Genomic DNA, 24,065 nt, shown 5'->3' with positions numbered 1-24,065 from the left:
GTTATACCAATTGAATTAATTCTCTAATCAATTTGAAGGGTGAAATAGCATATTAGCTTCGTTAAAAATTTCTCATTTAGAACAACTAAATAGCAAAATTTTTGCCTTGCCTATATGGATATAGGTACCTTAGCGGTAGCAGGACGCGAGAGCGGTGCTACTAAAGCTATTTCCCCGCTTCAAGATAGATCATTTATTTAATACAACTGGTATAAAGACTAAACCCAGAGCGGGTCACTGAAATTTATAGCGTTAACAAAAATGTGTGGCTATTTGGTCACACATTTTACGTCTACTGTTAAGTCATTCTGGTAAGGTCTTGGCTCTAATGGCATCTTATCAAAGCTTTGGACGCCTCCGAGTAATGTCAATTGTGGGTTACTGCCTTGGCATAAGCGTTTGGCATGGCGCAGCAAAAATACGCTTTGTTGCCTAAAATGCGCATAACTATCTGGCTTAATTGCCAGTCGAAAGTGGTCATCGTTATACGTGGTTTGCTCATAATGTACTTTATGGTCAAAGTCATAGAGCTTTTCAGGTTCGCCTCTTGGAACCGGTGTATATTGGCACGCCGAGAGCAGTGCTGCACCTACGACTAGGGAACTTAGCTTTAATGAATTTAGTCTCAATGATAACTTACGCATAACTGTCCTTTTAGTCTGCTACATTTACAGTATATCACATGGGAGATTAGCCACTTGCTTAACCAACTTAAAAAGCTATTTCAAAGCTTGCAGGAGTCGTCACCGAAACAAGAAATCGACTTTAATACCGCGCTTGCTGCATTATTGGTCGAAGTAATGCGAGCGGACGGCAAACTACAACAGTCGGAGTTCGATAAAATTGCGGAGCTACTCAAAACACGTTGTGAATTGCCTGAACCACAAGTCAGTGCATTGATAACGCAAGCACAGCAATTAGTAGAACAGGCAGTAGATATGTATTCTTTTGCCAAACAAGTGAATAACCACACCAGCGACATTGAACGTATCGAGGTCATTGAGCTGTTATGGCACGTTGCTTATGCTGATGGTGAGCTGGATAGCCACGAGGACTACATCATTCGTAAAATAGCCGGGCTATTTTATGTTGCTCATGCTGATTTTATTGCCGCGAAGTTACGAGTACAGCAATCAGTTAATGCATAATGCAGTGTTAGTGAGCCAGAAACTCTTTTTGGCAGCTATGTACAGCCTCTTTTATCATAAAGTTAACCAAGGTTGGTGAGATCTTGTATAGTTTGGCAATTTCTTTTTGCTTGAGCCGACCAGAGCGATAAAAACTAATGATATTCTGATGTCGCGTCGACAGTTTTCGGATGGTTGAGTCCATGCGTCTATTCAGTTGCGCCGACTCGACTTTGTTTTCGATATCTGAGTCTTTGTCTGACATGTATTCTACATGTGTTGCCTCAAGTGCAACTAAACTTTCTCTACTTTGCTTGCGTAGCATATCAATTGCGATATTTCTTGCCACTTGGAAGCAAAAGCTGGTGGCATTATTGATTTGCGCATTTTGTGTATGTGACATGCTACTAAGGCGAATAAAGGTGTCCTGTAATGCATCTTCAGCAAGGTAAGGGCACTTTAAAATACTATTGAGATATGCAAGCACTTTCCCTTTGTTGTCTGAAATAACGTTAGCCCACTTGATAGCAAACTTGGACACAGATCACACTCCTATGTTAATTGTATTTTACCAGTGCAAATGATAACGCTTATCATTTGTTGTGCGATCTTATTTTCTGTTATAGGTTCGTGTCAAGTTAAATTAAAGTAATGACGCATTTTTATGTACGCTTTATTAACATTTAGCCTGGTTTAAGCTATCTAGGATGTGACTGTTGAATTTATAGTCATAGCTTTCTAAGTTTTTATTTGTTAAACCCTAGATTAATATTCGCTTTTTGCTGTCTTTACTGGTTGGTGTAAATAGAATGTTTTTACTTTGTTCGTGTTGAAAGTGAAAGTCGGACTTTTATCACTTGATAAGTCGTGATGGATCCAGAGGGAAGGCCGCAGCTTTTACAAAAAACCAGAAAGGAAATAGGCGCAAACAGAGCACCCAATTTATCGGGTTATGGAAAAATAAACTGGAGTTTAAGCATAGGGACATAAGAGAGTTAAAATTAGCTCACATCCAGCCCTGAGATCAGTTACCCTGTAGGGAATGCAAATCGGATGTATATACGAGCATGAAAGTATTCGAAAAAATTTATCATAGGGCTGCCGAGCGTAAAGGCTCTGAGGCGGCGCTAAAAGCTAGGCTTAGCCAGCCATTGAGCACCGAATCGCTATTGGCATTAAGTGATGATCAATGGCTAGAAGAATTTACTCGCAAGATATTTCAAAGTGGGTTTTACTGGGCGGTGGTGGATAATAAATGGGACGGTTTTAGAGAAGTGTTTTGGCAATTCTCAGTCGAGAAGCTGTTAATGATGTCTCCTGAAATGTACGAGCAACGTAGTCAGGATGAACGGATCATTCGTAATGCTAAAAAGGTAAAAAGTATCGCTGACAATTGCCATATGATTTTTGAAGTGCAACAACAGCATGGCCGTTTTAGTGAATTCGTCGCAAACTGGCCGGAAGACAATATTGTTGGTTTGTGGCTGTACTTGAAAAAGCATGGCTCGAGACTCGGTGGGAATACCGGTCCTTACGCGCTTCGTGTGTTAGGTAAAGATACGTTCTTACTGAGTAAAGATGTCGAAACGGTACTGCGTGCTGAGGAGATAATCGACGGTGGCTTGCAAAGTAAGAAGTCACTGCAAGCGGCGCAGCAGTTTTTCAATGAAATGCGTCAATATAGCGGGCTTAGCTTACAAGCGTTAAGCCAAATTGTATCAATGAGTGTTGGTGATAATATTCGCTAGTAAAATGTGCTAAAAATGGAGATGGCCGCATGGTATTTTTTCAGCCCTATCAAGGCTCTGCTCTGCTCTTTAAGGAGCAACCAGCAAGATTTAATCAGCCCACATTACTACTATCCAATACGCCACTGCTAGATAAGCTTGAGCTAGATAAATACGACACCACAGCGCTTGCTGAGCTATTAAGTGGTCAACGTCCTTTAGGTAACATTGAGCCTACGAGCTTAGCCTACAGTGGTCATCAGTTTGGGCAATTTAACCCGTTACTTGGTGATGGTCGAGCGCATTTAATAGGTGGGGTGAAACTCGATGACGGACGTCAATACGACCTGCACTTGAAAGGCTCTGGAGCGACGCGATTTTCTCGAGGCGGTGATGGATTTTGTGCGCTAGGGCCCGCGGTACGTGAGTTCATCATGAGCCAAGCTATGGTTGGCTTGGGTGTTCCAACTACGGAATGCCTTGCTGTTGTAACCACTGGACACCATGTTTACCGTCAAGGTGAAGCATCTGGCGCGGTTGTATGCCGTGTGGCAAAAAGCCATATCCGCATCGGTTCCTTACAATATCTGGCTACACAGCAAAATAAAGATGAGCTTTGGAGCCTGCTTAACTTGCTGGGCGAGCAATTATTTGAGGGATTTAAAGTTGAGACCGAACAGGATGTACTCGAATTGTTCCGTGAAGTGTGTGAACAGTTGGTTGACTTAGTCGTCGAGTGGATGCGGGTTGGCTTTATTCACGGCGTGATGAATACCGACAATATTTTGCTCAGTGGCGAAACGATAGACTTTGGCCCCTGTGCAATGATGGAAAAGTTTGATTTTAACGCCGTGTTTAGCTCTATCGACCGTCAAGGCCGTTATGCATTTGGTAATCAGCCAAACATCATGAATTGGAACTGTGCGCGACTTGCCGAGGCCTTATTGGTGTTATGGCAGGATGAGCAAGCGGGAATTGAAGCATTTAGTCAAATTTTGGCGGAGTTTTCTGAATCGTTTAATCGCAAGTACAAAGATATGTGGGCGGCTAAGCTTGGTATTGATGAATGGAGCGACGCAGACGACATTCTCCTTAGTGATTTACTCAAGTTGATGACGGAGCACGAACTAGACTTTACCAATACCTTTGCGGCACTAACCAATAGCTTGCTTGGTCATCCCAACAAAGCCTTAACTGTGCCAACGGAGTTGGAGGGCTGGCAGCAGCAATGGGCGCAAAGGCATGCTCTTGATGACGTTGCGGCTAACTTGATGAGTCAAGCTAACCCGATACTTATCCCTCGTAATGCGTTGGTGGAGGCTGAGATTGCGCTATTTAATCAGCAAGGCATGAGTCAAACACTAGAGGATTGGCTAACTGCGTTGACGTCGCCCTATGATTACAAAGACTATCCTGAGTCGTGGACCAGCGCCTCTACACCGGCCCACTATCAAACTTTTTGTGGAACCTAAATGGCAGAACAGCAGCTTTCTTGGCAAGAAATTAAACGTAAAGTCCTTGAGCACAAACGACCGCTTATTAAGGCGCATATCATCGCCTTGTTTGCCGCGTTAGTGAGTGTCCCTATCCCTTTGATGATGCCGTTGCTGGTCGATGAAGTCTTACTAGACACACCTGGCAGAGCGGTAGCTTGGATGAACTCAGTCTTACCCGAACAATGGCATGGCCCTAGTGGCTATATTGTGGTTATTTTGTTGGCTGTCATAACCATGCGCTTGGCCAGCTTGGTGCTAGGAGTGATGCAGTCACGCCAGTTTACTATTATTGGCAAGGACATTAGTTATCAAATCCGTGAGCGTTTACTTACGCATTTACCTAAAGTTCAACTGAAGGAGTACGAAAGCCAAGGTGGTGCAGCAATTAGCTCTCGCTGTATTACCGATGTAGAAACTTTGGATAAATTTATCAGCCAAACCTTGTCACGCTTTTTAATCGGCTTACTTACAATCATTGGCACTGCGGCGATTTTGCTTTGGATTGATTGGATGTTGGGGCTGGTTATCCTATTGCTTAATCCGGCGGTCATCTATTTTTCTCGACAGTTTGGCAAACATGTTAAAGAGCTGAAAAAGGAAGAAAACGCTGCATTTGAAGCATTACAAACTTCGTTAGTTGAGACGCTAGATGCTATTTCTCAATTAAAAGCTGTTCGTCGAGAGGGGAACTACTTTGCACAAGTTAAAGTAGCCGCCAAAGATCTCAAACATTACGCGGTGCAGTCGCAATGGAAAACGGATGCGGTTAACCGCTTAAGCTTCACCGTATTTTTGGTGGGGTTCGAGTTTTTCCGTGCTGTCGCTATGTTTATGGTGGTGTTTTCTGATTTAACGGTCGGCCAGATATTTGCGGTATTTGGTTACCTTTGGTTCATGATGGGGCCTGTGCAGGAAATTCTTGGTATTCAATATGCGTACTATGGTGCCTCAGCGGCACTTAGCAGGTTAAATCAGGTTTTTAACTTTGCGACAGAAGCACAATATCCCGCTACGAAAACCGTCTTTGATTCATCTCAGGTTGATATCAAATTTGCCAATATAGACTTCGCTTACGTTGCAGAGCAACCCGTGCTCAAACAGGTATCTTTGCATATTCCAGCAGGGAAGAAAGTAGCGTTAGTAGCGGTGTCTGGAGGTGGTAAATCTACTTTGGTGCAACTGCTGTTGGGACTGTATGAAAAGCAAAGCGGCGAGATTCATATAAATGACACACCAGTAGAGCAAATTGGTTACGAAGCCGTGCGAGATAATATAGTGACCGTACTGCAGCAGCCGATACTCTTTAATACTAGCATCCGTGAAAATCTAGCAATGGGACGAGAGGTATCTGACCAAATATTGTGGCAGGCACTCCGCGTTGCAGAGCTAGCCGACACTGTACTTACACTAGCCGACAAGCTAGATGCACAAGTTGGTCGTAACGGTATTAAATTGTCCGGAGGACAGAAGCAAAGGTTAGCTATTGCAAGAATGGTTGTTGCCGACCCTAAAGTGGTGGTGCTGGATGAAGCAACCTCGGCACTTGATATTGAGACTGAGGCAAAAATTCACCGCAATTTGCAAGCGTTTTTGACTGATAGAACGACTTTGATTATTGCACATCGACTGAGCGCAATAAAACAAGCCGACTTAATTTATGTGTTAGATGATGGTGAAGTGTCCCAATACGGAGAACACAAGGAGTTGTTAGAGGAACAGGGTCTGTACCAAATCCTATTTGGCCATCAAAATTAATTGAGAAATAGCAAAAATTCCTTATGTAACGTTAAGTAAACATTAATAGACGAGCTAATATTATCTATGCAACGTAATCAGTAGACGCATTTTCTGATAGACTATCCGAGTCAATACTCAATGCGTTAACTAACAGAGATGGGAAGGAATGATGAAAATTAAAACTTTGAGCTTACTAGTTGCGATGGCAGTAACAGCCAATGCAAATGCAAATACCACAGAGCCAACTGAAGGCGTATACCTTGGTGTATTTGGTGACTATTATGACGCTGACTGGCAAAATCACCGCGATATGGCTGGCTTAGATGTAGAAGAGTCTACTGGTTGGGGTGCTGAAATTGGCTACCGCTTTGATAAATACTGGAGTGGTCGTCTTGAGTATGCAGATATGGACTTTGATCTTGGTGGGATCAGCAATGGTTCACTAGACGCAGAGCGTTACGGTATTGACGGTTTGTACCACTTTGATGGTGGTCCATTCTATGGCCTAGTGGGTATCAAAAAGATGAATCTAGATGTAATCTCAGATAACACTTTTGCTAACGTGGGTGCTGGTGTTCGCCATTACTTCACCGATCACTTGTTTGTGAACGCAGAAGCGGCAATCTACCAAGGCCTTGAAGCTGGTTTTACAGATGTAGGTGGTAAAATTGGTATCAACTACTCATTCGGTAGCACGAGTAAAACGGAAGAGGTTGCGCCAGCCCCTGCTCCTGTTGTTGCAGAAGCACCGCAAGACAGTGACAAAGATGGTGTTGTGGATAGCGAAGATAAATGTGCTAACACACCAATGACGGATGCTGTTGATGCCTCTGGTTGTACTTTGTACGAGACTAAGGAAGATAAAGTAAGTCTGCTAGTCCGCTTCCCGCATGACGATGCAACTTTCTCACAGCAATATGTTGATGATATCAACGCGGTTGCTAAGTTCTTGAAAGAGCATAAAAATGCAGATGTTGTGATTGAAGGTCACGCGTCAGCTGTGGGTGATGCTGATTACAACCAAAAGCTTTCTGAGCGCCGTGCGAAGAACGTTGCTGAGAAACTCGTTGATATGGGTATTGATTCAATGCGCATTACCACGGTTGGTTACGGTGAAGAGCGTTTGAAAAACCCAGCAAACACGCTAAAAGCACATGCGGAAAACCGTCGTGTAGAAGCGCACGTTTCTTCTAAAGAAAAAGTAAAAGTTAAGCGTTAATTTTCACTTAGCTTATGCAAAAAGGCTCCTTCTGGAGCCTTTTTTGATCCAATTGTTAGTACCTTTTCGCAAAATTAAAATGATTCTCGTTTGACTAATATTCATCAAAATATACTTGTTTCGGCATGCTTATTCATTGTATTTATAGTGACTATAAGGCGAGGTATCGTATGCAAGATTTTCATCTATACTCAAAGACCTTATAATTGTTCATTATATTTTATGGTCAAGGGAATGGTTCAGCCGATTGTATCAATAATCGCAGCCAGATCATTTACTTGTCTGTCCACGTCACCAAGAGGGCAATATTGTGCTTCAAGAATATCGTAAACACGTAGAAGAGCGTGCCGCGCAAGGTATCGTGCCTAAGCCGTTAGACGCGCAGCAAACTGCTGACCTTATCGAATTACTAAAAACTCCACCTGCAGGTGAAGAAGAGTTCATTGTTGATCTATTTATCAACCGTGTACCGCCAGGTGTAGATGATGCCGCTTACGTAAAAGCAGGTTTTTTGGCTGCAGTAGCGAAAGGCGAAGCTGAATCTCCACTTATTTCAAAAGAATATGCAGCTGAGTTACTTGGCACTATGCTAGGTGGTTATAACATCGCGCCAATGATTGATCTGTTAGACGATGCAGCACTTGCACCTATCGTTGCTAAAGGTTTATCTCATACACTACTGATGTTTGACGCATTCTACGACGTAGAAGAAAAAGCAAAAGCTGGCAACGAGTTTGCTAAACAAGTTATTGAATCATGGGCAAATGCAGAATGGTTCCTTGAGAAGCCAGCCGTTGCAGACAAAATTTCTGTAACTGTATTCAAAGTAACAGGTGAGACAAACACAGATGACTTGTCTCCAGCACCAGATGCTTGGTCTCGTCCAGATATCCCGTTACACGCACTAGCTATGCTTAAAAACGAGCGTGACGGTATCAACCCTGACAAACCTGGTGAAGTAGGTCCTATCGCACAGCTTGAAGCGCTTAACGGCAAAGGTTTACCTCTAGCATACGTGGGTGATGTTGTTGGTACGGGTTCATCTCGTAAATCTGCAACTAACTCTGTACTTTGGTTCATGGGTGATGACATCCCATTCGTACCAAACAAGCGTGTTGGCGGTGTGTGTCTAGGTGGTAAAATTGCACCTATCTTCTTCAACACCATGGAAGATTCAGGTGCACTACCTATTGAACTTCCAGTTGATGAATTGAACATGGGTGACCAAATCGACATCTTCCCATACGAAGGTGTAGTGAAGCGTCACGGTACAGACGAAGTTATCTCGACGTTCTCACTAAAGTCAGACGTAATTCTTGATGAAGTACGTGCTGGTGGTCGTATTCCACTTATCATCGGTCGTGGTCTAACTGATAAAGCTCGTGCGTCACTGGGCCTTGAAGCTGAAGATATCTTCCGCAAGCCTAAGTTAGTAGAAGATTCTGGTAAAGGCTTTACGCTTGCACAGAAGATGGTTGGTAAAGCATGTAATATGGCAGGTGTACGCCCAGGCCAATACTGTGAGCCAACAATGACAACGGTAGGTTCTCAGGATACTACGGGTCCAATGACGCGTGATGAGCTTAAAGACCTTGCTTGTCTAGGCTTCTCTGCTGATCTTACGATGCAGTCATTCTGTCATACCTCAGCTTATCCTAAGCCTATCGATGTAAATACACACCACACACTTCCTGATTTCATCATGAACCGTGGCGGTGTATCACTACGCCCTGGTGACGGTGTTATCCACTCGTGGCTAAACCGTATGCTACTTCCAGATACAGTAGGTACAGGAGGTGACTCACATACTCGTTTCCCGTTAGGTATTTCATTCCCAGCAGGTTCAGGTGCGGTAGCGTTTGCAGCAGCAACGGGCGTAATGCCGTTGGATATGCCTGAGTCAATCCTTGTTCGTTTTAAAGGTGAAATGCAGCCGGGTATCACATTACGTGACCTAGTACACGCTATCCCTTACTATGCAATTCAGCAAGGTCTATTGACGGTTGAGAAAAAAGGTAAGATCAACGAGTTCTCTGGTCGTATCCTTGAAATCGAAGGTGTTGAGCACCTAACGGTTGAGCAAGCGTTCGAACTATCTGACGCATCTGCAGAGCGTAGTGCGGCAGGTTGTACCGTTAAGCTTTCACAAGCGTCTATCGAAGAGTACCTAAACTCTAACATCGTGATGCTTAAGTGGATGATCTCTGAAGGTTATGGTGATGTACGTACTATTGAGCGTCGTATCACTAAGATGGAAGAGTGGTTAGCAAACCCTGAGCTAATGACTGCTGACGCGGATGCAGAATACGCGCACACCATTGAGATTGATCTTGCTGATATCAAAGAGCCAATCCTTTGTGCACCGAATGACCCTGATGACGCTCGTCTACTTTCAGCGGTAACCGGTGAGAAAATCGATGAAGTGTTCATTGGTTCTTGTATGACTAACATTGGTCACTTCCGTGCAGCTGGTAAACTACTGGATAATTTCGGTGGTCGTCTACCAACGCAACTATGGGTTGCTCCACCAACGAAAATGGACCGCGATCAGTTAACTGACGAAGGTTACTACGGTATTTATGGTCGTGTAGGTGCACGTATCGAAACTCCTGGATGTTCACTATGTATGGGTAACCAGGCGCGTGTTGCTGATAAAGCAACGGTTGTTTCTACCTCGACTCGTAACTTCCCTAACCGTTTAGGTACAGGTGCAAACGTATACCTTGCATCAGCAGAACTTGCAGCGGTAGCTGCTATTCTTGGTAAACTACCAACGCCTGCTGAATATCAAGAGTATGCAGAGAAGATCAATGCAACGGCTGCGGACACGTACCGTTACTTGAACTTCCATAAGATGCCTCAGTACACTAAAAAGGCAGACTCAGTGATCATTCAACAAGCGGTTTAATTACTCGCTCTAGAATATATTGAAAGAAAAAAGCCAGCGCATGCTGGCTTTTTTTATGCACATAAAACGCTCATCTTAAATGGTGTTATCAAGCATTATTTTAAACCTAGATAAGTAATCTATTAAAGTGGCTATAACTGGGTTTTTATTGCGTTTTACTTGTTAAAATCCCGTTTTTTTAAACAGTAATTTTCTCTGGTTTTATTAGAATTGTCGGCAAATTCTCATCAATGGGCGAGAGGATCATGACAACAGTGAACAACCAGAATTTATTACAACTACGCTTTTTGCCGCAGTCACATATCGACGCAGTTAAGCCTTTTTTCAATCAACTTCCAGATAACCCTTATGCCGATGGTGCATTCAGAAAGCGCCGCTATTCAGTGGTTAAATTCACTGGCGGTGAAGTGATATTGCAGCCGACTAAGGCTTTCGTTCAAGACGATTCAATTAATACTTTCCAAGGTAATATTGAGCGTGTTTACGAAAACCTTGAGCTGGACATGTTAAACACCGATGGCTTTAAGCATATGCTTGCTGAATTCAAAGCCATGACAGGAATTGCAGACGATACCAGCATAGAAGTTCATCAGTTTCGCATGTTAGCGATTGAAAGCGATACCCCTCCTGCGCCTGAAGGTGTACACCAAGATGGCTTTGACCATGTGTGTGTTTGTGGTGTTTCTCACGAAAATATCGCCGGTGGTGAGCTATTGGTTTATGAACATAAAGAAGCCGAACCTTGCTTCAAAATGGAAATCAAAGATGGTTTATTTGCACTGGTGAATGACCGTGAAGTGTGGCATAACGCAACGCCGATGAACAAGCTAGATGCCGAGCAAGTCGGTTACCTAGACTGCTTCGTATTTACAGCCTAAGAGGGTAGTATGGATTTAAATCAAGTGCGTCGTCAGTTCCCTGCGCTTATGCAAAGTATCGGTGGAACCGCGCCAATTTTCCTTGATGGTCCGGGTGGCTCTCAAGTACCGCAATCCGTATTGAGCGCGATGTCTGCTTACCTTGGTTATTTTAACTCTAACTTAGGTGGTGCATTTTTCTCGAGCGATAAGACCGTCAGTTTGATGAGTGAAGCGCGCCAAGCGGTTGCGGACTTACTCAATGCGCCAAGTGCAGATCAAATTGTATTCGGTGCCAACATGACTAGCTTAACCTTCAGCTTTAGCCGTGCGCTATCTCGCGAATGGCAAGCGGGTGATGAAGTCATTGTGACTAATGCCGATCACTATTCAAACGTTTCTTCATGGCGTCAAGCCGCCGAAGATAAAGGTGCGAAGGTACATGCGGTGCGTATTAATGAAACCGATTGCACACTTGATCTTGCGCATTTTGAATCACTACTAAATGCCAAGACTAAGTTGGTTGCGGTGACGTATGCATCAAATACAACGGGCTCAATCAACGATATCAAACGCATTGTGGAGCTTGCGCACCAAGTTGGTGTATTGGTATATGTTGATGCTGTGCATTATGCACCTCATGAGCTAATCGATGTACAAGGTTTGGATTGCGACTTCCTTGCGTGCTCTGCTTATAAGTTCTTTGGTCCGCATGTGGGTATTGTGTATGGTAAGCGTGAGCATTTAGAAGGTTTTACTCCGTACAAGGTGGAGCCGGCAAAAGACATTATTCCTGGCCGCTGGGAAACTGGTACGCAGAGTTTCGAAGGGCTAGCGGGTGTTGTTGCGGCGATTGACTACATTGCTTCACTTAGTGGAATGAGTTCAGATACCTCACGTCGTGAGAAACTGGTTGAGGCGTTTGCACGCACAAAAGCGCATGAGATGCAGCTTAGCCAGCACTTTTTAACGCGTTTAGCCGAGTTTAAAAAGATTAAGCTTTTTGGTATCGAGTCACTTGAGAGACTCGCTGAGCGTACACCAACGTTTGCTTTGACATTTGATGGCATCGAGCCACGTGCCGTGTCGGAATTCTTAGGTAAAAAGCACATGTGTGTATGGGATGGCAATTTTTACGCCCAAGGGCTTTGCGAGCAACTTAGCGTGATGGATAAAGGTGGTGTGGTGCGCATTGGTTGTATGCATTACAACACCATAGAAGAACTAGATAGCTTGTTTGATGCATTTAGTGAGCTATTAGCATAATACAAAGTGGGAGCTAAGGCTCCCACTGCTAATTTAGGTTTCTTGCTCTTCAATAAATGCATTGAGCTTAGCAATACGATGACTCATGCCTTCAATAAGCTTATCTTTGATTTTTTCTCGGATCACATTGGGCAAGCGTGTTAGTGCATCTGGGGTTATCGCCAATATAATGCTGTCTTTTAACGCTTGTGCGCTGGTGCTGCGCTCTCTGTTAGTGATAAATGCGCCTTCACCTAAAAATTCTCCAGGACCAACCTTACCTAAATCATGGGCGGCATCCTGTTTAAAAATCAAAAACTCACCGCTTAACACAATATACAGGCGATTGTCTTTTTCAAAGCGTTTGAAAGCATGACGCTCTTGCTGCACCAGATATAAGTGGCCAAAAGACTCGAGTAACACTTGGCGTTCGGCAAGCGTAAACTCTTTAAAAAACGCTACGCGATTAATGATCTCTAGTTGTTTAAATAGTGGGACATTTTCAAGTAACTTCATGCAGACTATTCGTAAATCAAACTTATTCTTGAATATTGCGTTCTTTTAACTTGCGCGTCAACGTATTGCGCCCCCAACCTATCTTTAATGCCGCATCTTGCTTATGACCATGGCAGGCATTGAGTGCGGATTTGATCAGTCGTGTTTCTAATTGTGCCTGTACATCTGGCCAAATATGGTCTTTTCCTTTACGTAACTCTGAGTCTAACCACGTTTGGAATGCGTCCAGCCAATTACCATGCTCTAAGGTGTCAATCTGTTGTGGCTTTTCTAGCTCTTCGGGCAGATCCGCGGGGGTAACAAGTTCGCCCGGCGCCATTACGGTTAACCAACGGCAGGTGTTTTCCAATTGCCTAACGTTGCCAGGCCAGTGATATGCTTGCATTTTTTGCAGTGCATGTTTGGAGATGATTTTTGGCTCGGCTTTTAGCTCTTTGGCGCTTTTTGCAAGAAAGTGATCGCACAGTGCGGCGATATCTTCAGGGCGTTCACGTAAGGCTGGTAGTTTTAACCTGACGACATTTAGGCGGTGAAACAAGTCTTCACGGAATTTACCTTGCTTTACCAGTGTCTCTAAATCTTGATGGGTAGCAGCGACAATACGGACATCGACTTTCACGCTGTTGTGGCCACCAACCCGATAAAACTCACCATCGGCAAGTACACGTAATAGCCGAGTTTGTACGTCCAGTGGCATATCACCGATTTCATCTAAAAATAAGGTGCCACCATCGGCTTGCTCAAAGCGGCCACGGCGCATGCTGTCAGCACCAGTAAAAGCGCCTTTTTCATGGCCGAACAACTCAGACTCGACGAGATCTTTGGGGATGGCGGCCATATTGAGCGCGATAAAAGAAGCGTCTTTGCGCGGACTGTGATTGTGCAGCGCGCCTGCCACAAGCTCTTTACCCGTACCTGATTCGCCGTTAATCAATACGCTCATGCTTGACGCGGAAAGTTTACCGATAGCACGGAACACTTCCTGCATAGCAGGGGCTTCACCAATTATGTCGGGACTATTGGCTTTTTCACTGTGTCGCTTTTGTTTTTTAGTTTGCTGGCCTGCACGAAATGCACGTTGCACAAGGGAAACAGCTTCATTTAAGTCGAAAGGTTTGGCGAGGTATTCAAACGCTCCCTTTTTAAATGCGTTGACCGCAGAGTCTAAGTCCGAGTGCGCGGTCATAATGATCACCGGTAGGCTAGGGTAGAGCCCTGCAATTTTATCTAACAAGGCCATGCCATCGATACCAGGCATGCGTACATCTGAAATCAGCACCGCGGGTTGCTCATATTCCAGTGCCGTCAATACATCTTGACCACTGGCGAAGCTCTCGGTTTCAAACTCAGCTCGCTTTAATGCCTTTTCTAAAACAAATCGGATTGAAGCGTCATCATCGACTAACCAAACTGATTTCATTGCACGTTTCCTGTTTCGGTGTTGTCAAAGGGAAGGTAGATACTGAACTCAGTGTGTCCTGGCCAGCTATCGCATTCGATAAACCCTTGATGTTGCTCTACCAAAGTTTGCGCGATAGAGAGTCCAAGTCCAGATCCACCTTCTTTATTCGTGATCATCGGAAAGAATAATGTCTCTTTTACCTCATCGGCGATCCCCGGACCGTTGTCGCTGATACGGATGAGCAATGCTTTTTTCAATAGTCGCTCACCATGATGAAGACGGTGTTTAATGCGCGTTGTTATAGTGATCGTACCATCATGCTGTAGCGCTTGTTGAGCATTGCGCAGCATATTCAGCAGAACTTGCTGAATTTTGGCTTGATCTATCACGATGGCTGGAATACTGGGATCATAATCTTTTACCAAGGTGATATCCGCATCGCGCTCCAAGGTGGTTAACTTAATCACCGATTCTAACGCCTGATGGATATTACACGGTTCTTTTTGTGGTAGCTGATTGGGTCCAAGCAATCTATCTACCAATTCGCGCAATCTATCTGCTTGCTCAATAATGAGCGTGGCACATTCTTCCCGTTCTTGTTGATCAGTTTCGTATTGCAATAATTGCGCCGCACCGCGGATCCCACCAAGTGGATTTTTTATTTCATGAGCAAGACCGCGAATGAGGTTTCGAGCCGCTTGAAATTGGTGCATTTGATTGGATGCTTGGTCATAACGCAGGGCATCATCAACACGGCGACATTCCACTAAAATATACGCCTTGTCCGCAAGGTAAACTCGTCTGGCATGCAGACTTAGTGTTGCAACACGATTATCTACGAATACCACGTCTACCCTGTGTTGCTGACAGTCTACGCCATCTTGTAGCACGTATTTAGAGAGCCTCGGTAAGTCAATATGATGATGATTAAACACGCTATCAATCGCCAGTCCGACAAGCCGTTTAGTGCTGAGTCCAAGTAGTTCACTGCTGCTGTAATTGGCATAGTGGATCATTAAATTTTGATCGAGCACTAAAATCGCGGTTGAGAGAGATTGCCAAATTTTATCCAAGTCAATCGAGTTATGTTGATCCATTTATGTTCACCGTGCACCAATATGGTGCAATGAGAATAGCACAGCTTTGTATGCTTTGAAGTAAATTATCACCTAAGCTCAGAAACTAGGGGTTTTCGAACTCGTATCCTAAACTTGTTATTAATAAAGCATGCCAACTTTAAGGTGCCGAGATTATTAGGGCCTGTTGATCTTTCAAGTTTGTTTTTGCAGCAGTTTGACTGGTATTTATACAAGGCAGAGCCTGCGTAGCATAGTTATTCTATGTAAGTCTGGTGACAACACAGTAGAAATGCCAATCAAGCGCTGCCCTATGGGTTCACCTGAGTGTGCTTTGTTCATTGTTGCTCAACTTTTGCTTAGATTACTAGGCGGCAAGTCGAGCGTCGCTACCAAAATACACTCAGGAGAACAAAAATCAAACAGCAAAGGTCAACAGGCCCTAGTGCTTTGTGTCAAAAAATACATCTAGCTTGTGCCTGCGGGGGGAGCCTTTTTATCGCTATTTGTATGAGCGGTTGTGACTTTCAAGGCACTAGGTATGTTACCGAGTATACAGGCTGCTTCCCTCCTCACACCGCTAATTTACATCGAGCGACGAATGGCGAGAAAACCACCCTTACAGGTGTAATGCGAGTCGTTCAACCTAGCTGGCGAGATAAATATTTATTGCAAACAAAGGCTGAAGTCTACTATCAAGTCCAGGTGGGTGAGCAAAGGTTGTGGATTGACCATCTTGAGTTGTCAAATTCAGCCTCTCTAATACCAGAGGGGATAAGCATGGCGTGTTTACAATTACTAGTTGAAAGCCAGTGTAAGTAGAAAATAAACCATTAATTATTCACGGTATTTCGGTGCAAAAAGAATTTATGGGTATCGCTTTGGGCAACTAACGTTCCCTTTTGGTTAAACACTTTGATAACCAAAGAATGTTCGCCGCGATTGATGCCACGTAAAGCGAACTGGGTATTCGTTTGTTTTGGACCTGTCGCTACACCGTCGAGAAACAGTTGGACACTCAACCCTTGGGTAAATCTTGGTTCTACTGTGCCCGTCACGTATACGCTGCCACTATTGTCGCGGATTGTCTGTTCATGCTCTGGAGAAGTGATTTTGGCTGTATATCGGATAGTTGGCGCGGTATCAACTTGCTCGAGGATTTGGGTATCAACACTTGGCATGGTTAAGGCGTTAGCGTTAAGTTTGACTTCTTTTGATCCAAGTCGTGGGACATCCGAATAAACCCAATGGCCATTTTTGTCTTTCCAGCGATAGATTTTTGGATTGGATTCTGCTGCAGCATCAATGCTTGTTAGGGCTAGCGTCATGCTAACCGACATTATAAGAAACCACTGACGCACCACAACTCTCCACAGTAAACCACTGTTCATACTTTAGTATAGAGCAGCTGGAATTGCGAGTTACAAATGAATAATTCCCATAATGATAACATAAAATGGACTTTATTTAAGTTTTTGAATTTCATCAAAAAAGCCCGTAATTACGGGCTTGAGAACACATATGATTAAGAGTGCCAGAAACGCATAACGAGTTTTGGCTCTACAAGCTCAATACCGCAGCACTGAGCGCAGTAGTTGGATAGCGATTAAACGCTGTAATACATTTCGAACTCAACTGGGTGAGTTGTCATGTTTAATTTTTCAACTTCTTTCGACTTAAGTGCGATATATGCATCGATTAGGTCATCAGTGAATACGCCACCTTGAGTTAAGAACTCACGGTCAGCATCTAGAGAAGCAAGCGCTTCATCAAGTGATGCAGCAACCGTTGGGATTTCTGCTGCTTCTTCTGCTGGTAGGTCGTACAAATCTTTATCCATTGCATCACCAGGGTGGATCTTGTTGCGGATACCGTCAAGACCTGCCATCAACTGCGCTGCGAAAGCTAGGTATGGGTTAGCCGCAGGATCTGGGAAGCGTACTTCGATACGACGACCTTTCTCTGATGGGATCACAGGGATTCGGATTGATGCTGAGCGGTTACGTGCTGAGTATGCAAGCATAACTGGCGCTTCAAACCCTGGTACTAGACGCTTATAAGAGTTTGTTGCTGGGTTAGTGAATGCATTGATTGCTTTAGCATGCTTAATGATACCACCAATGTAGTAAAGCGCTTCTTCAGATAGACCGCCGTACTTGTCGCCTGCGAAGATGTTTTTGCCGTCTTTAGCAAGTGATTGGTGGCAGTGCATACCTGAGCCGTTATCACCAACGATTGGCTTAGGCATAAAGGTTGCTGTTTTACCGTATAGGTGCGCCATGTTGTGGATAACGTACTTCATCTCTTGGATTTCGTCTGCTTTAGTTACCATAGTATTAAAGCGAGTCGCAATCTCATTTTGACCAGCAGTTGCTACTTCGTGGTGGTGTGCTTCAACAACGTGGCCCATCTCTTCAAGTACTAAACAAGTAGCTGCACGCCAATCATTAGACGAATCTACCGGTGCTACTGGGAAGTAACCACCTTTTACGCCAGGACGGTGACCTGTGTTACCACCTTCGTAGTCTTTGTCTGAATTCCAAGACGCTTCTTCTGAATCGATTTTGTACATTGAACCAGACATATCAGTTTTGTACTTAACATCGTCAAACAAGAAAAACTCTGGCTCTGGACCGAATAATACGGTGTCTGCAATACCCGTTAAACGCATGAACTCTTCAGCGCGTTTAGCTACTGAACGTGGGTCACGCTCGTAGCCTTGGTGTGTGTTTGGTTCAACTACGTCACAACGAACGATAAGTGTTGTTTCTTCTGCGAATGGGTCTAGCTTGACACTTTCTGCGTCAGGCATAAGTACCATGTCGGATTCGTTGATGCCTTTCCAACCAGCGATAGATGAGCCGTCAAACATTTTGCCGTCTTCAAAGAAGTCTTCATCGGCTTGATGATGTGGGATCGATACGTGTTGTTCTTTACCTTTTGTATCTGTGAAACGTAAATCGACAAATTTTACGTCGTGCTCTTTAATAAAATCTAAAACCGATTGTGACATGTGTCCTCCGACTCGTTGGGTTATTTTTTGCTGCAATGTACTGCAATTGCACACAAGTAAGCTTGATCTGTGCCATATTTTTAAGTTTTTGATAAATATTGATTTTTAACTTTTGGGAAATTTAAGGATTAGCTTGTTGCACTAATTTGGTGCGTAAATGTTTCATGATGGTGCGCAATATTGGTGCAAGCAATTCCCTGTGATAGTCACTTTATCTTCGAGTAAGTGTTTGGAGTATTGGTATAGATTATGAAGCGCAACAAAGCAAAAATTAATTTAATTCGATAGCTGGGATCAGGGGTCGTGTTTTAATAAAAAAAGCAAGGCGCCTTGAGGGAGGCGCCCTGCCTTCAGGGAGTTAATTTTATCGAAGCTAGTTACTTCTCAGCGAGTATAATGCGGGCTTAGTAACAACCCCGCTGGCGGCTAATATTTTTGCCAAGCTTGATAGGACAATACCGCGACTGGCTGCATTGAATTAAGGCCTTCGTCTGCGCTCGGTCCACGACCTAAGTGAAAAGTAAATCCTAGCATCGGCATAAATTCAGGGGTGATGTAAGTGGTATTGACTTGTGGCGTTTCAACTTTACTTCTAATCACCTCTTCGGAATAGCCAAATAGGGCGGTTTGCGACTCCGGCGTTTTTTCATTTTCATAGATCTCAAGCAGCATAGGTATCGGAGTGAAATCATCAAACTCCACCCTATCCTTGATATAGTGCACTGCTTTTGAAACGTAAAGCTGCTCTGCATTGGGGTAAGGCAACGGCGCAGAGAGAATAGTAAAGTTTAAATTAAACATCGCCACGAGCGTACCTAGTGTGAGTGCTAGCGTAGAGATAATCGTGATGGTAAATACTTTTACTTTACTCAGAGAGTACAGACTGGCACTCATGTCTTTGACAAGCATATTACTTTCCTCGTTTCCATCATGGACTAGAACGTGTCAACGACTGCGTTGGCGTTAGTGTGTGATTGAGGGGCTAGTATTTTGCCATCTAGAAGGTGTAGTTTGCGTGTCGCCATATCGGCATATCTAGGGTCGTGCGTCACCATACATAATGTCGTCCCTTCTAGGTTTAGCGTTTTCAACATGTCCATAACGGCATCACCATTTTTTGAGTCAAGGTTACCTGTAGGTTCGTCAACAAGCAGTAATGCGGGGTTACCGACGAGTGCGCGGGCAATAGCAATCCTTTGCTGTTGCCCACCTGAAAGCTGGTTTGGGCGATGTTTTGCGCGGTGTGCCATATCTACTTTTGTCAGACAGCTCATTACTGCGTGATCAATATCGGCATTGCTCATTGGGTTTTTACGATAACGTAATGGCAGCGCGATATTATCGTATACTGTCAGCTCATCAATTAAGTTAAATGACTGAAAGATAAAGCCAATTTTTTCGTTTCGAATATGTGCAGCCGCCGCTAAAGTTAATTGGCTAACCTCAAGATCTTCAATTTTATAGCTACCATCTGTTGGCATGTCTAACAGGCCAAGTATTGACAGCAGGGTAGATTTACCGCATCCAGAAGGGCCACAAATTGACACGAAATCGCCCTTATATATTTCCAAGTCAATCCCACGCAATGCGTGAGTTTCCATTTCTTCGGTACTAAAAACTTTGGTGATCCCTGACATGGTTAAAATAGTTTCTTTCATAATCGTATCCTAATGATGATTTATTATTGAATGATCCGTACTTGTTTAGCGTTTTTATAAGTACTTGTATCAGAGAGTATGATTTGCTGATTTGGGGTGACACCGCTTTCAATTTGCAAAAATTTGCCTGCATCAATACCAAATGACACTAACTGAGGGGTTGCGATGTCATTGTTTAACACAAAGAGCGTTTGCTGGCTGTGTGATTGGGTGTTACTTGGACGCTCAACATACAGTGCGTTCTTCAACTGATGTGTGCTAATTTGCGCATCTACGTTAAGTTCAGGACGCGCAGAATCTGGAACGCCATTGACAAAAGTGAGCTCGACTTCAATGGTGCCCTCTTGTACTTGCGGGCTGATCCTTGTGACTTTTGCAGGGACTTGTTCGCGGCGTGTATTGACCATAGCAAATTGACCTACCAGAATTTGTTCTGCTTTAGACTGAGATACTCTAACCAGTGCTTGAAGGTCGTTGGTACTGCCAACTTGAGCAAGTTCTTGGCCGGCTACAACACTTTGTCCAAGTTCAACTGCGAGCCGTTGCAACACACCTTCTGTACCTGCTCGGACTGTTAGTTTCGCTTCTCTTTCTTTTAACCGGGCGAAAAGAGACTGAGCTTGGTTGATCAGTTCTTGCGAGATGGTTAAATCTTCTGAATGTAATAGCTTTAGCTGTTCTATACGTGTTTGCTGTAGTTGTACTCTTTCTGACAGCTGCTGTTCTTCAAGCTCTGCGGTTTTTACATCAATGGCGGGAACAACACCTTGGTCTCTGAGTGTTTGCTGAGCTTCTCGGCGCATGACTAACGATTGATGCTCACTGGTAAGTTCGGCAAGGGTGGCGACTTCCATTAATAACTCGCGCTGGTTTGCGAGCTTTTGTCTGCGAAAGTTTGCTTGTTGACGGTTCAGCTCCATTTCAGCACTTTCTAATTGCTGTAAGAGATCAGGGTCTTGCATCTTCAAAATGATGGTGTCAGGCTGAACTTCACCACCGGGGCGTACTAAGATTTCATAGACCGTAGCTGGGTCTTGTGTGGTGATCAGTTTTTGTTTATTAGAGCGAAGCACACCATAGCCGTCAACGCTAACATCTAAATCACCTTGCTTAACTTGTCCAACAATGATGGCTTGTCTTGGTAACTTGAACTCGTCCGATGTTGAGAATAGCTTAAGGCTAAGCCAAGCAAATATCAGCACTAGGGGGATAGCGACAATAAGCCCTACTTTGTGTAGCGGCCTTGCTTGTTTTTGTTTTATTACATCCATCATCAGTTACCTTACTGTAATCGGTTAACCAATAAGAGCAAACGATATGCCAAATTTTATCCTATTGTTTTTATTGGTATTTAATTTTTTTGCTTTACCGAAAGGTCCGATTGTGGACGTGAGAGTTCAAAAACTGGACTGAGTATATTGGGTCAGTTAAGTGGCACAGGAAAGGCGAGTTGGCAAACCGCTCCCTGTTTATCCTGACGATTGCTCAGGCTAATGGAACCAGACATTTGCTCGACGAAATAGCGACTAAGGTAAAGGCCAATACCTTCCCCCGTTTGTTTGGTGGAGTAAAATGGCACAAATAAGTTATCGTGGTTGGCAACGCCGGTACCTTCATCAAGCACCTCCAAGATAGCAATATTGTCTTTGGTATACAGCTTCAGTGTAAGCACAGAGCCCGCGGGGCTCGCTTCTATGGCGTTCTTGATGATATTGATTAGCACTTGATTAAATAGGGTTGGGTCAACATGGAAGTAGACCGGAGAAAGTTCAATTTGCCACGCTACATCGGTGAAAAGGCCTTGAATGGTTTTGCTCACTTCTAACCCCGACAGACGTTTTATCTCTACTTTTATTGGCTGGTTGAGCTGGCTGTATTTATGGATAAAATCCTGCAAATGGAAGCACCGCTCAAGTACGATATTAAAGGCTTCGTGATCCCTTGGGTCTTTTGCGCGAGTTTGTAGGCGTTCCAGTATGGCAGACACCGGGGTGAGGGAGTTTCTTATTTCATGACTAATTACTCGGATCAAGCGTTGCCAAGCTTGAAGCTCCTGATCGCGCAGTGCTTGCTGAATATCGATACAAACAACAAGATGATATGACCGGCTTTGCTGAGTAAAAGTGCTGTGCCTCACTTGCCAGCGTTTATTGTTCTGTATATCGATGAAATGCCACTGTGGAGAAGGAGTTAACCCTATTGCCTCTGGGTGGCTATATCGTAAGGTTTGCCATGGCTTTTGAAATAGGTGAAAGCAGGCGTCATTGCCAAAGCACAGTTGCATACGCTGGTCGAAAATAAGTATCGGGGTATTTAACACACTGATAAGTTCAGCAACGAGAAATGATTGCATATCGTCGTCGGTTTTTTCATTTTGTAGCATATCGGATATAGCATTCAGCTGATTGTGCAGCTGGGCGACAACGCCCGAAGAAAATGTCGGCTTGGCTTTTAGGCTAAAGTCGCGCTTGAGCCACGCTTCGGCTTGGTAGCTACAGCGCTCAAACGATAGCTTACAACGATCATAAAGCTGCTTTAGCAAAAAACCTTGGCAGAAGACTAGGGCAGCGATTAAGAGTAAGGTGGGTAGAGGCATGGAAATAGGTATGTTAATCCCCATTTGCCAACTGACGACACAAACTCCCGCAATTTCAATGGCGATGAGTAGTAAAAACTTAACTACGAAATAGCGCGCCAAGGGTTCTTTAAATAAGTGCATATTTTTCGAGGCGTCGGTAGAGTGATTGCTTGGTGATCCCTAGTAATTCAGCAGCTTGTTGTTTGTTTCCTGCCGTATTAGTCAAAGCCTGAGCAATCAGTTGTTGTTCTGCTTGCTCCAACGTGATGAGTGGGAGCTTGTTCGCACTTGGTTGTGAAGGCGTGCTCATATGTAATTGCTCGGGGCCGATTTCACCCGTTTGCGTTAATAACACTGCGCGTTCGAGCAAGTGCCCAAGCTCTCTGGTATTACCCGGCCAATCGTACTGTTTTAGCTGATTTAGTGCTGTGGGTGTAAGCCTGCATTGTGTTTTTCCATACCGCTGACCATGGGTTTTGATAAAGTGTTCCGCTAATAATTCAATGTCTTCAGGACGTGTACGCAAGGGGGGAATTTCGATTGTGAAGGTATTGATGCGGTAGAAAAGATCTTGGCGAAACTCAGCTTGAGCGATTAACAGCTCTAAGTTTGCATTCGTTGCACTAATGAGCCTCACGTCTGCGACTTCAGTGACGCTTGAGCCGACGGCTTCATATTCTCGAGACTCTAGCACTCGCAGCAACTTACTTTGTTGTGCAAGCGGAAGAGTGCCGATTTCATCCAAAAATAAGGTACCAAGATCCGCTAATTTAAACCGTCCTGCACGGTCTGATTTGGCGTCAGTAAATGCGCCTTTGGTATGGCCAAAAAGCTCACTTTCAAACAGTTGCTCAGGGATGGTTGCCATGTTAACGGAAATAAATGGCTGCGCTGCACGTTGCGAGTGTTGATGTATCCACTGGGCTATTAAGCTTTTGCCAACTCCATTCTCTCCAGTTAACAGAATATTGGCATCCGTGGGAGCCATGACTTCTAATTGCGTCATCAGGTGTTGCATGGCTTTGCTGCGCCATAACACAGGTTTAGCATCTCCAGCGAGCGCATGCTGAAGAGCTTGGCTTTTATTTTTTAGCTTATTGAGCTGTAACTGGCCCCTAATAACTTGTTCAAAGCGCTGGTTTTTCCATGGTTTTTCTAGAAAGTCTACGGCGCCTAATTGCATGGCTTGGACCACAAGCTCAGTATGTGACCATGCGGTCATAGCCACAATAGGGATGGTATTGCCAAGTTGCTGTTGCTGTCGTAGAAACCTGAGTCCTTCTTGCCCCGATGTAGAGTCTAACTCAAAGTTCATATCGAGTAGGATCAAGCTAGGCTGGTGTTGTTCAAGAAAGCTGAGTGCTTGCACTGGATTTTCAACTTCTTCGACGGCTAGACCTAAATCTTCCAATACAAATCGCGCAGCTAATCTAACTTCTCTGTTGTCTTCTATTAGCAATATTTGTGGTTTAGCACTCAAAGTAAGCTTCCTTGATTTATTATTTT

General features: G+C 44.1%; 20 protein-coding genes. 8 read left to right on the top strand and 12 right to left on the bottom strand.

Features of this window, described 5'->3' with window-relative positions; translation table 11 throughout:
* Positions 1-269: 269 nt before the first annotated feature.
* A complete protein-coding gene (locus L1D50_RS03010; protein ID WP_239965478.1) occupies positions 270-644 on the bottom strand; it encodes a hypothetical protein in 375 nt (124 codons plus the stop codon).
* Between the two features lie 54 nt (positions 645-698).
* Here L1D50_RS03010 and L1D50_RS03005 point away from each other — a divergent pair, with 54 nt between their 5' ends.
* On the top strand, positions 699-1,148 hold the full coding sequence (locus L1D50_RS03005; RefSeq protein WP_128725656.1) for a TerB family tellurite resistance protein: 450 nt from the start codon (positions 699-701) through the stop codon (positions 1,146-1,148).
* 7 nt (positions 1,149-1,155) lie between these two features.
* Here L1D50_RS03005 and L1D50_RS03000 read toward each other — a convergent pair whose 3' ends face one another.
* Positions 1,156-1,668, bottom strand: a complete 513-nt coding sequence (locus L1D50_RS03000; RefSeq protein ID WP_128725655.1) for a sigma-70 family RNA polymerase sigma factor — start codon at positions 1,666-1,668, stop codon at positions 1,156-1,158.
* 526 nt (positions 1,669-2,194) lie between these two features.
* Between L1D50_RS03000 and L1D50_RS02995 the strand changes: the two genes are divergently transcribed.
* From L1D50_RS02995 to L1D50_RS02965, 7 genes are all read left to right on the top strand, one after another.
* Positions 2,195-2,875 (top strand): DNA-3-methyladenine glycosylase I, encoded by a 681-nt coding sequence (locus L1D50_RS02995; protein WP_138524458.1) that lies wholly within the window; start codon positions 2,195-2,197, stop codon positions 2,873-2,875.
* A 29-nt stretch (positions 2,876-2,904) separates the two neighbouring features.
* Positions 2,905-4,326 (top strand): YdiU family protein, encoded by a 1,422-nt coding sequence (locus tag L1D50_RS02990; RefSeq protein WP_138524456.1) that lies wholly within the window; start codon positions 2,905-2,907, stop codon positions 4,324-4,326.
* Positions 4,327-6,105 carry an ABC transporter ATP-binding protein gene (locus L1D50_RS02985; protein WP_239965477.1) on the top strand — a complete coding sequence of 593 codons (1,779 nt, stop codon included), beginning with the start codon at positions 4,327-4,329 and terminating at the stop codon, positions 6,103-6,105.
* Between the two features lie 151 nt (positions 6,106-6,256).
* Entirely contained in the window at positions 6,257-7,306 is a 1,050-nt protein-coding gene (locus L1D50_RS02980) for an OmpA family protein (protein ID WP_239965475.1), read from the top strand.
* Positions 7,307-7,616: 310 nt separating this feature from the next.
* A complete protein-coding gene (gene acnB / locus L1D50_RS02975; protein ID WP_239965473.1) occupies positions 7,617-10,214 on the top strand; it encodes a bifunctional aconitate hydratase 2/2-methylisocitrate dehydratase in 2,598 nt (865 codons plus the stop codon).
* Between the two features lie 245 nt (positions 10,215-10,459).
* Positions 10,460-11,092: a 2OG-Fe dioxygenase family protein gene (locus L1D50_RS02970; RefSeq protein ID WP_239965471.1), complete on the top strand. Its 633-nt coding sequence runs from the start codon at positions 10,460-10,462 to the stop codon at positions 11,090-11,092.
* Positions 11,093-11,101: 9 nt separating this feature from the next.
* A complete protein-coding gene (locus L1D50_RS02965) occupies positions 11,102-12,337 on the top strand; it encodes a cysteine desulfurase-like protein (RefSeq protein WP_239965469.1) in 1,236 nt (411 codons plus the stop codon).
* A gap of 33 nt (positions 12,338-12,370) precedes the next feature.
* Here the strand turns inward: L1D50_RS02965 and L1D50_RS02960 are convergent, their stop codons facing one another.
* The 10 genes from L1D50_RS02960 to L1D50_RS02915 all read right to left on the bottom strand — a co-directional run bounded on the left by L1D50_RS02960 (position 12,371) and on the right by L1D50_RS02915 (position 24,039).
* The gene (locus tag L1D50_RS02960; protein ID WP_128725648.1) at positions 12,371-12,832 is read right to left on the bottom strand and encodes a cyclic nucleotide-binding domain-containing protein; all 462 of its coding nucleotides are present in this window, start codon (positions 12,830-12,832) and stop codon (positions 12,371-12,373) included.
* A 22-nt stretch (positions 12,833-12,854) separates the two neighbouring features.
* Positions 12,855-14,252 carry a nitrogen regulation protein NR(I) gene (gene ntrC, locus L1D50_RS02955; RefSeq protein WP_128725647.1) on the bottom strand — a complete coding sequence of 466 codons (1,398 nt, stop codon included), beginning with the start codon at positions 14,250-14,252 and terminating at the stop codon, positions 12,855-12,857.
* Positions 14,249-15,331 (bottom strand): nitrogen regulation protein NR(II), encoded by a 1,083-nt coding sequence (gene glnL / locus L1D50_RS02950; RefSeq protein ID WP_128725646.1) that lies wholly within the window; start codon positions 15,329-15,331, stop codon positions 14,249-14,251. The genes ntrC and glnL overlap by 4 nt, the downstream gene beginning before the upstream one ends.
* Positions 15,332-16,143: 812 nt before the next feature.
* Positions 16,144-16,650, bottom strand: a complete 507-nt coding sequence (locus tag L1D50_RS02945; protein WP_239965468.1) for a DUF4124 domain-containing protein — start codon at positions 16,648-16,650, stop codon at positions 16,144-16,146.
* A gap of 266 nt (positions 16,651-16,916) precedes the next feature.
* The gene (glnA, locus tag L1D50_RS02940; protein ID WP_239965467.1) at positions 16,917-18,323 is read right to left on the bottom strand and encodes a glutamate--ammonia ligase; all 1,407 of its coding nucleotides are present in this window, start codon (positions 18,321-18,323) and stop codon (positions 16,917-16,919) included.
* 426 nt (positions 18,324-18,749) lie between these two features.
* On the bottom strand, positions 18,750-19,232 hold the full coding sequence (locus L1D50_RS02935) for a hypothetical protein (RefSeq protein ID WP_235956602.1): 483 nt from the start codon (positions 19,230-19,232) through the stop codon (positions 18,750-18,752).
* A gap of 26 nt (positions 19,233-19,258) precedes the next feature.
* Positions 19,259-19,981: an ABC transporter ATP-binding protein gene (locus L1D50_RS02930; RefSeq protein ID WP_128725642.1), complete on the bottom strand. Its 723-nt coding sequence runs from the start codon at positions 19,979-19,981 to the stop codon at positions 19,259-19,261.
* Positions 19,982-20,004: 23 nt separating this feature from the next.
* On the bottom strand, positions 20,005-21,255 hold the full coding sequence (locus L1D50_RS02925; protein ID WP_235956603.1) for an HlyD family efflux transporter periplasmic adaptor subunit: 1,251 nt from the start codon (positions 21,253-21,255) through the stop codon (positions 20,005-20,007).
* A 149-nt stretch (positions 21,256-21,404) separates the two neighbouring features.
* A complete protein-coding gene (locus L1D50_RS02920; protein ID WP_138524606.1) occupies positions 21,405-22,700 on the bottom strand; it encodes an ATP-binding protein in 1,296 nt (431 codons plus the stop codon).
* Positions 22,687-24,039 (bottom strand): sigma-54 dependent transcriptional regulator, encoded by a 1,353-nt coding sequence (locus tag L1D50_RS02915; RefSeq protein ID WP_138524608.1) that lies wholly within the window; start codon positions 24,037-24,039, stop codon positions 22,687-22,689. Before L1D50_RS02915 ends, L1D50_RS02920 begins: the two co-directional genes overlap by 14 nt.
* Positions 24,040-24,065 lie beyond the last annotated feature (26 nt).

The sequence above is a fragment of the Pseudoalteromonas sp. Isolate6 genome (assembly GCF_022398435.1).
GTDB lineage: Bacteria > Pseudomonadota > Gammaproteobacteria > Enterobacterales > Alteromonadaceae > Pseudoalteromonas > Pseudoalteromonas galatheae.
Note: the sequence above shows the minus strand (reverse complement) of the source record. Positions and strands in the feature narration are given on the sequence as shown.

Excerpts from the sequence above, each read along its gene's own strand:
- glnA (WP_239965467.1), bottom strand. The coding sequence starts at position 18,323 with ATGTCACAATCGGTTTTAGATTTTATTAAAGAGCACGACGTAAAATTT.
- glnL (WP_128725646.1), bottom strand. The coding sequence starts at position 15,331 with ATGGATCAACATAACTCGATTGACTTGGATAAAATTTGGCAATCTCTC.
- L1D50_RS02970 (WP_239965471.1), top strand. The coding sequence starts at position 10,460 with ATGACAACAGTGAACAACCAGAATTTATTACAACTACGCTTTTTGCCG.
- L1D50_RS03010 (WP_239965478.1), bottom strand. The coding sequence starts at position 644 with ATGCGTAAGTTATCATTGAGACTAAATTCATTAAAGCTAAGTTCCCTA.
- L1D50_RS02925 (WP_235956603.1), bottom strand. The coding sequence starts at position 21,255 with ATGATGGATGTAATAAAACAAAAACAAGCAAGGCCGCTACACAAAGTA.
- L1D50_RS02945 (WP_239965468.1), bottom strand. The coding sequence starts at position 16,650 with ATGTCGGTTAGCATGACGCTAGCCCTAACAAGCATTGATGCTGCAGCA.
- L1D50_RS02995 (WP_138524458.1), top strand. The coding sequence starts at position 2,195 with ATGAAAGTATTCGAAAAAATTTATCATAGGGCTGCCGAGCGTAAAGGC.
- L1D50_RS02985 (WP_239965477.1), top strand. The coding sequence starts at position 4,327 with ATGGCAGAACAGCAGCTTTCTTGGCAAGAAATTAAACGTAAAGTCCTT.
- ntrC (WP_128725647.1), bottom strand. The coding sequence starts at position 14,252 with ATGAAATCAGTTTGGTTAGTCGATGATGACGCTTCAATCCGATTTGTT.
- L1D50_RS02990 (WP_138524456.1), top strand. The coding sequence starts at position 2,905 with ATGGTATTTTTTCAGCCCTATCAAGGCTCTGCTCTGCTCTTTAAGGAG.
- L1D50_RS02935 (WP_235956602.1), bottom strand. The coding sequence starts at position 19,232 with ATGCTTGTCAAAGACATGAGTGCCAGTCTGTACTCTCTGAGTAAAGTA.
- L1D50_RS02960 (WP_128725648.1), bottom strand. The coding sequence starts at position 12,832 with ATGAAGTTACTTGAAAATGTCCCACTATTTAAACAACTAGAGATCATT.
- L1D50_RS02965 (WP_239965469.1), top strand. The coding sequence starts at position 11,102 with ATGGATTTAAATCAAGTGCGTCGTCAGTTCCCTGCGCTTATGCAAAGT.
- L1D50_RS02980 (WP_239965475.1), top strand. The coding sequence starts at position 6,257 with ATGAAAATTAAAACTTTGAGCTTACTAGTTGCGATGGCAGTAACAGCC.
- L1D50_RS02930 (WP_128725642.1), bottom strand. The coding sequence starts at position 19,981 with ATGAAAGAAACTATTTTAACCATGTCAGGGATCACCAAAGTTTTTAGT.
- L1D50_RS02920 (WP_138524606.1), bottom strand. The coding sequence starts at position 22,700 with ATGCACTTATTTAAAGAACCCTTGGCGCGCTATTTCGTAGTTAAGTTT.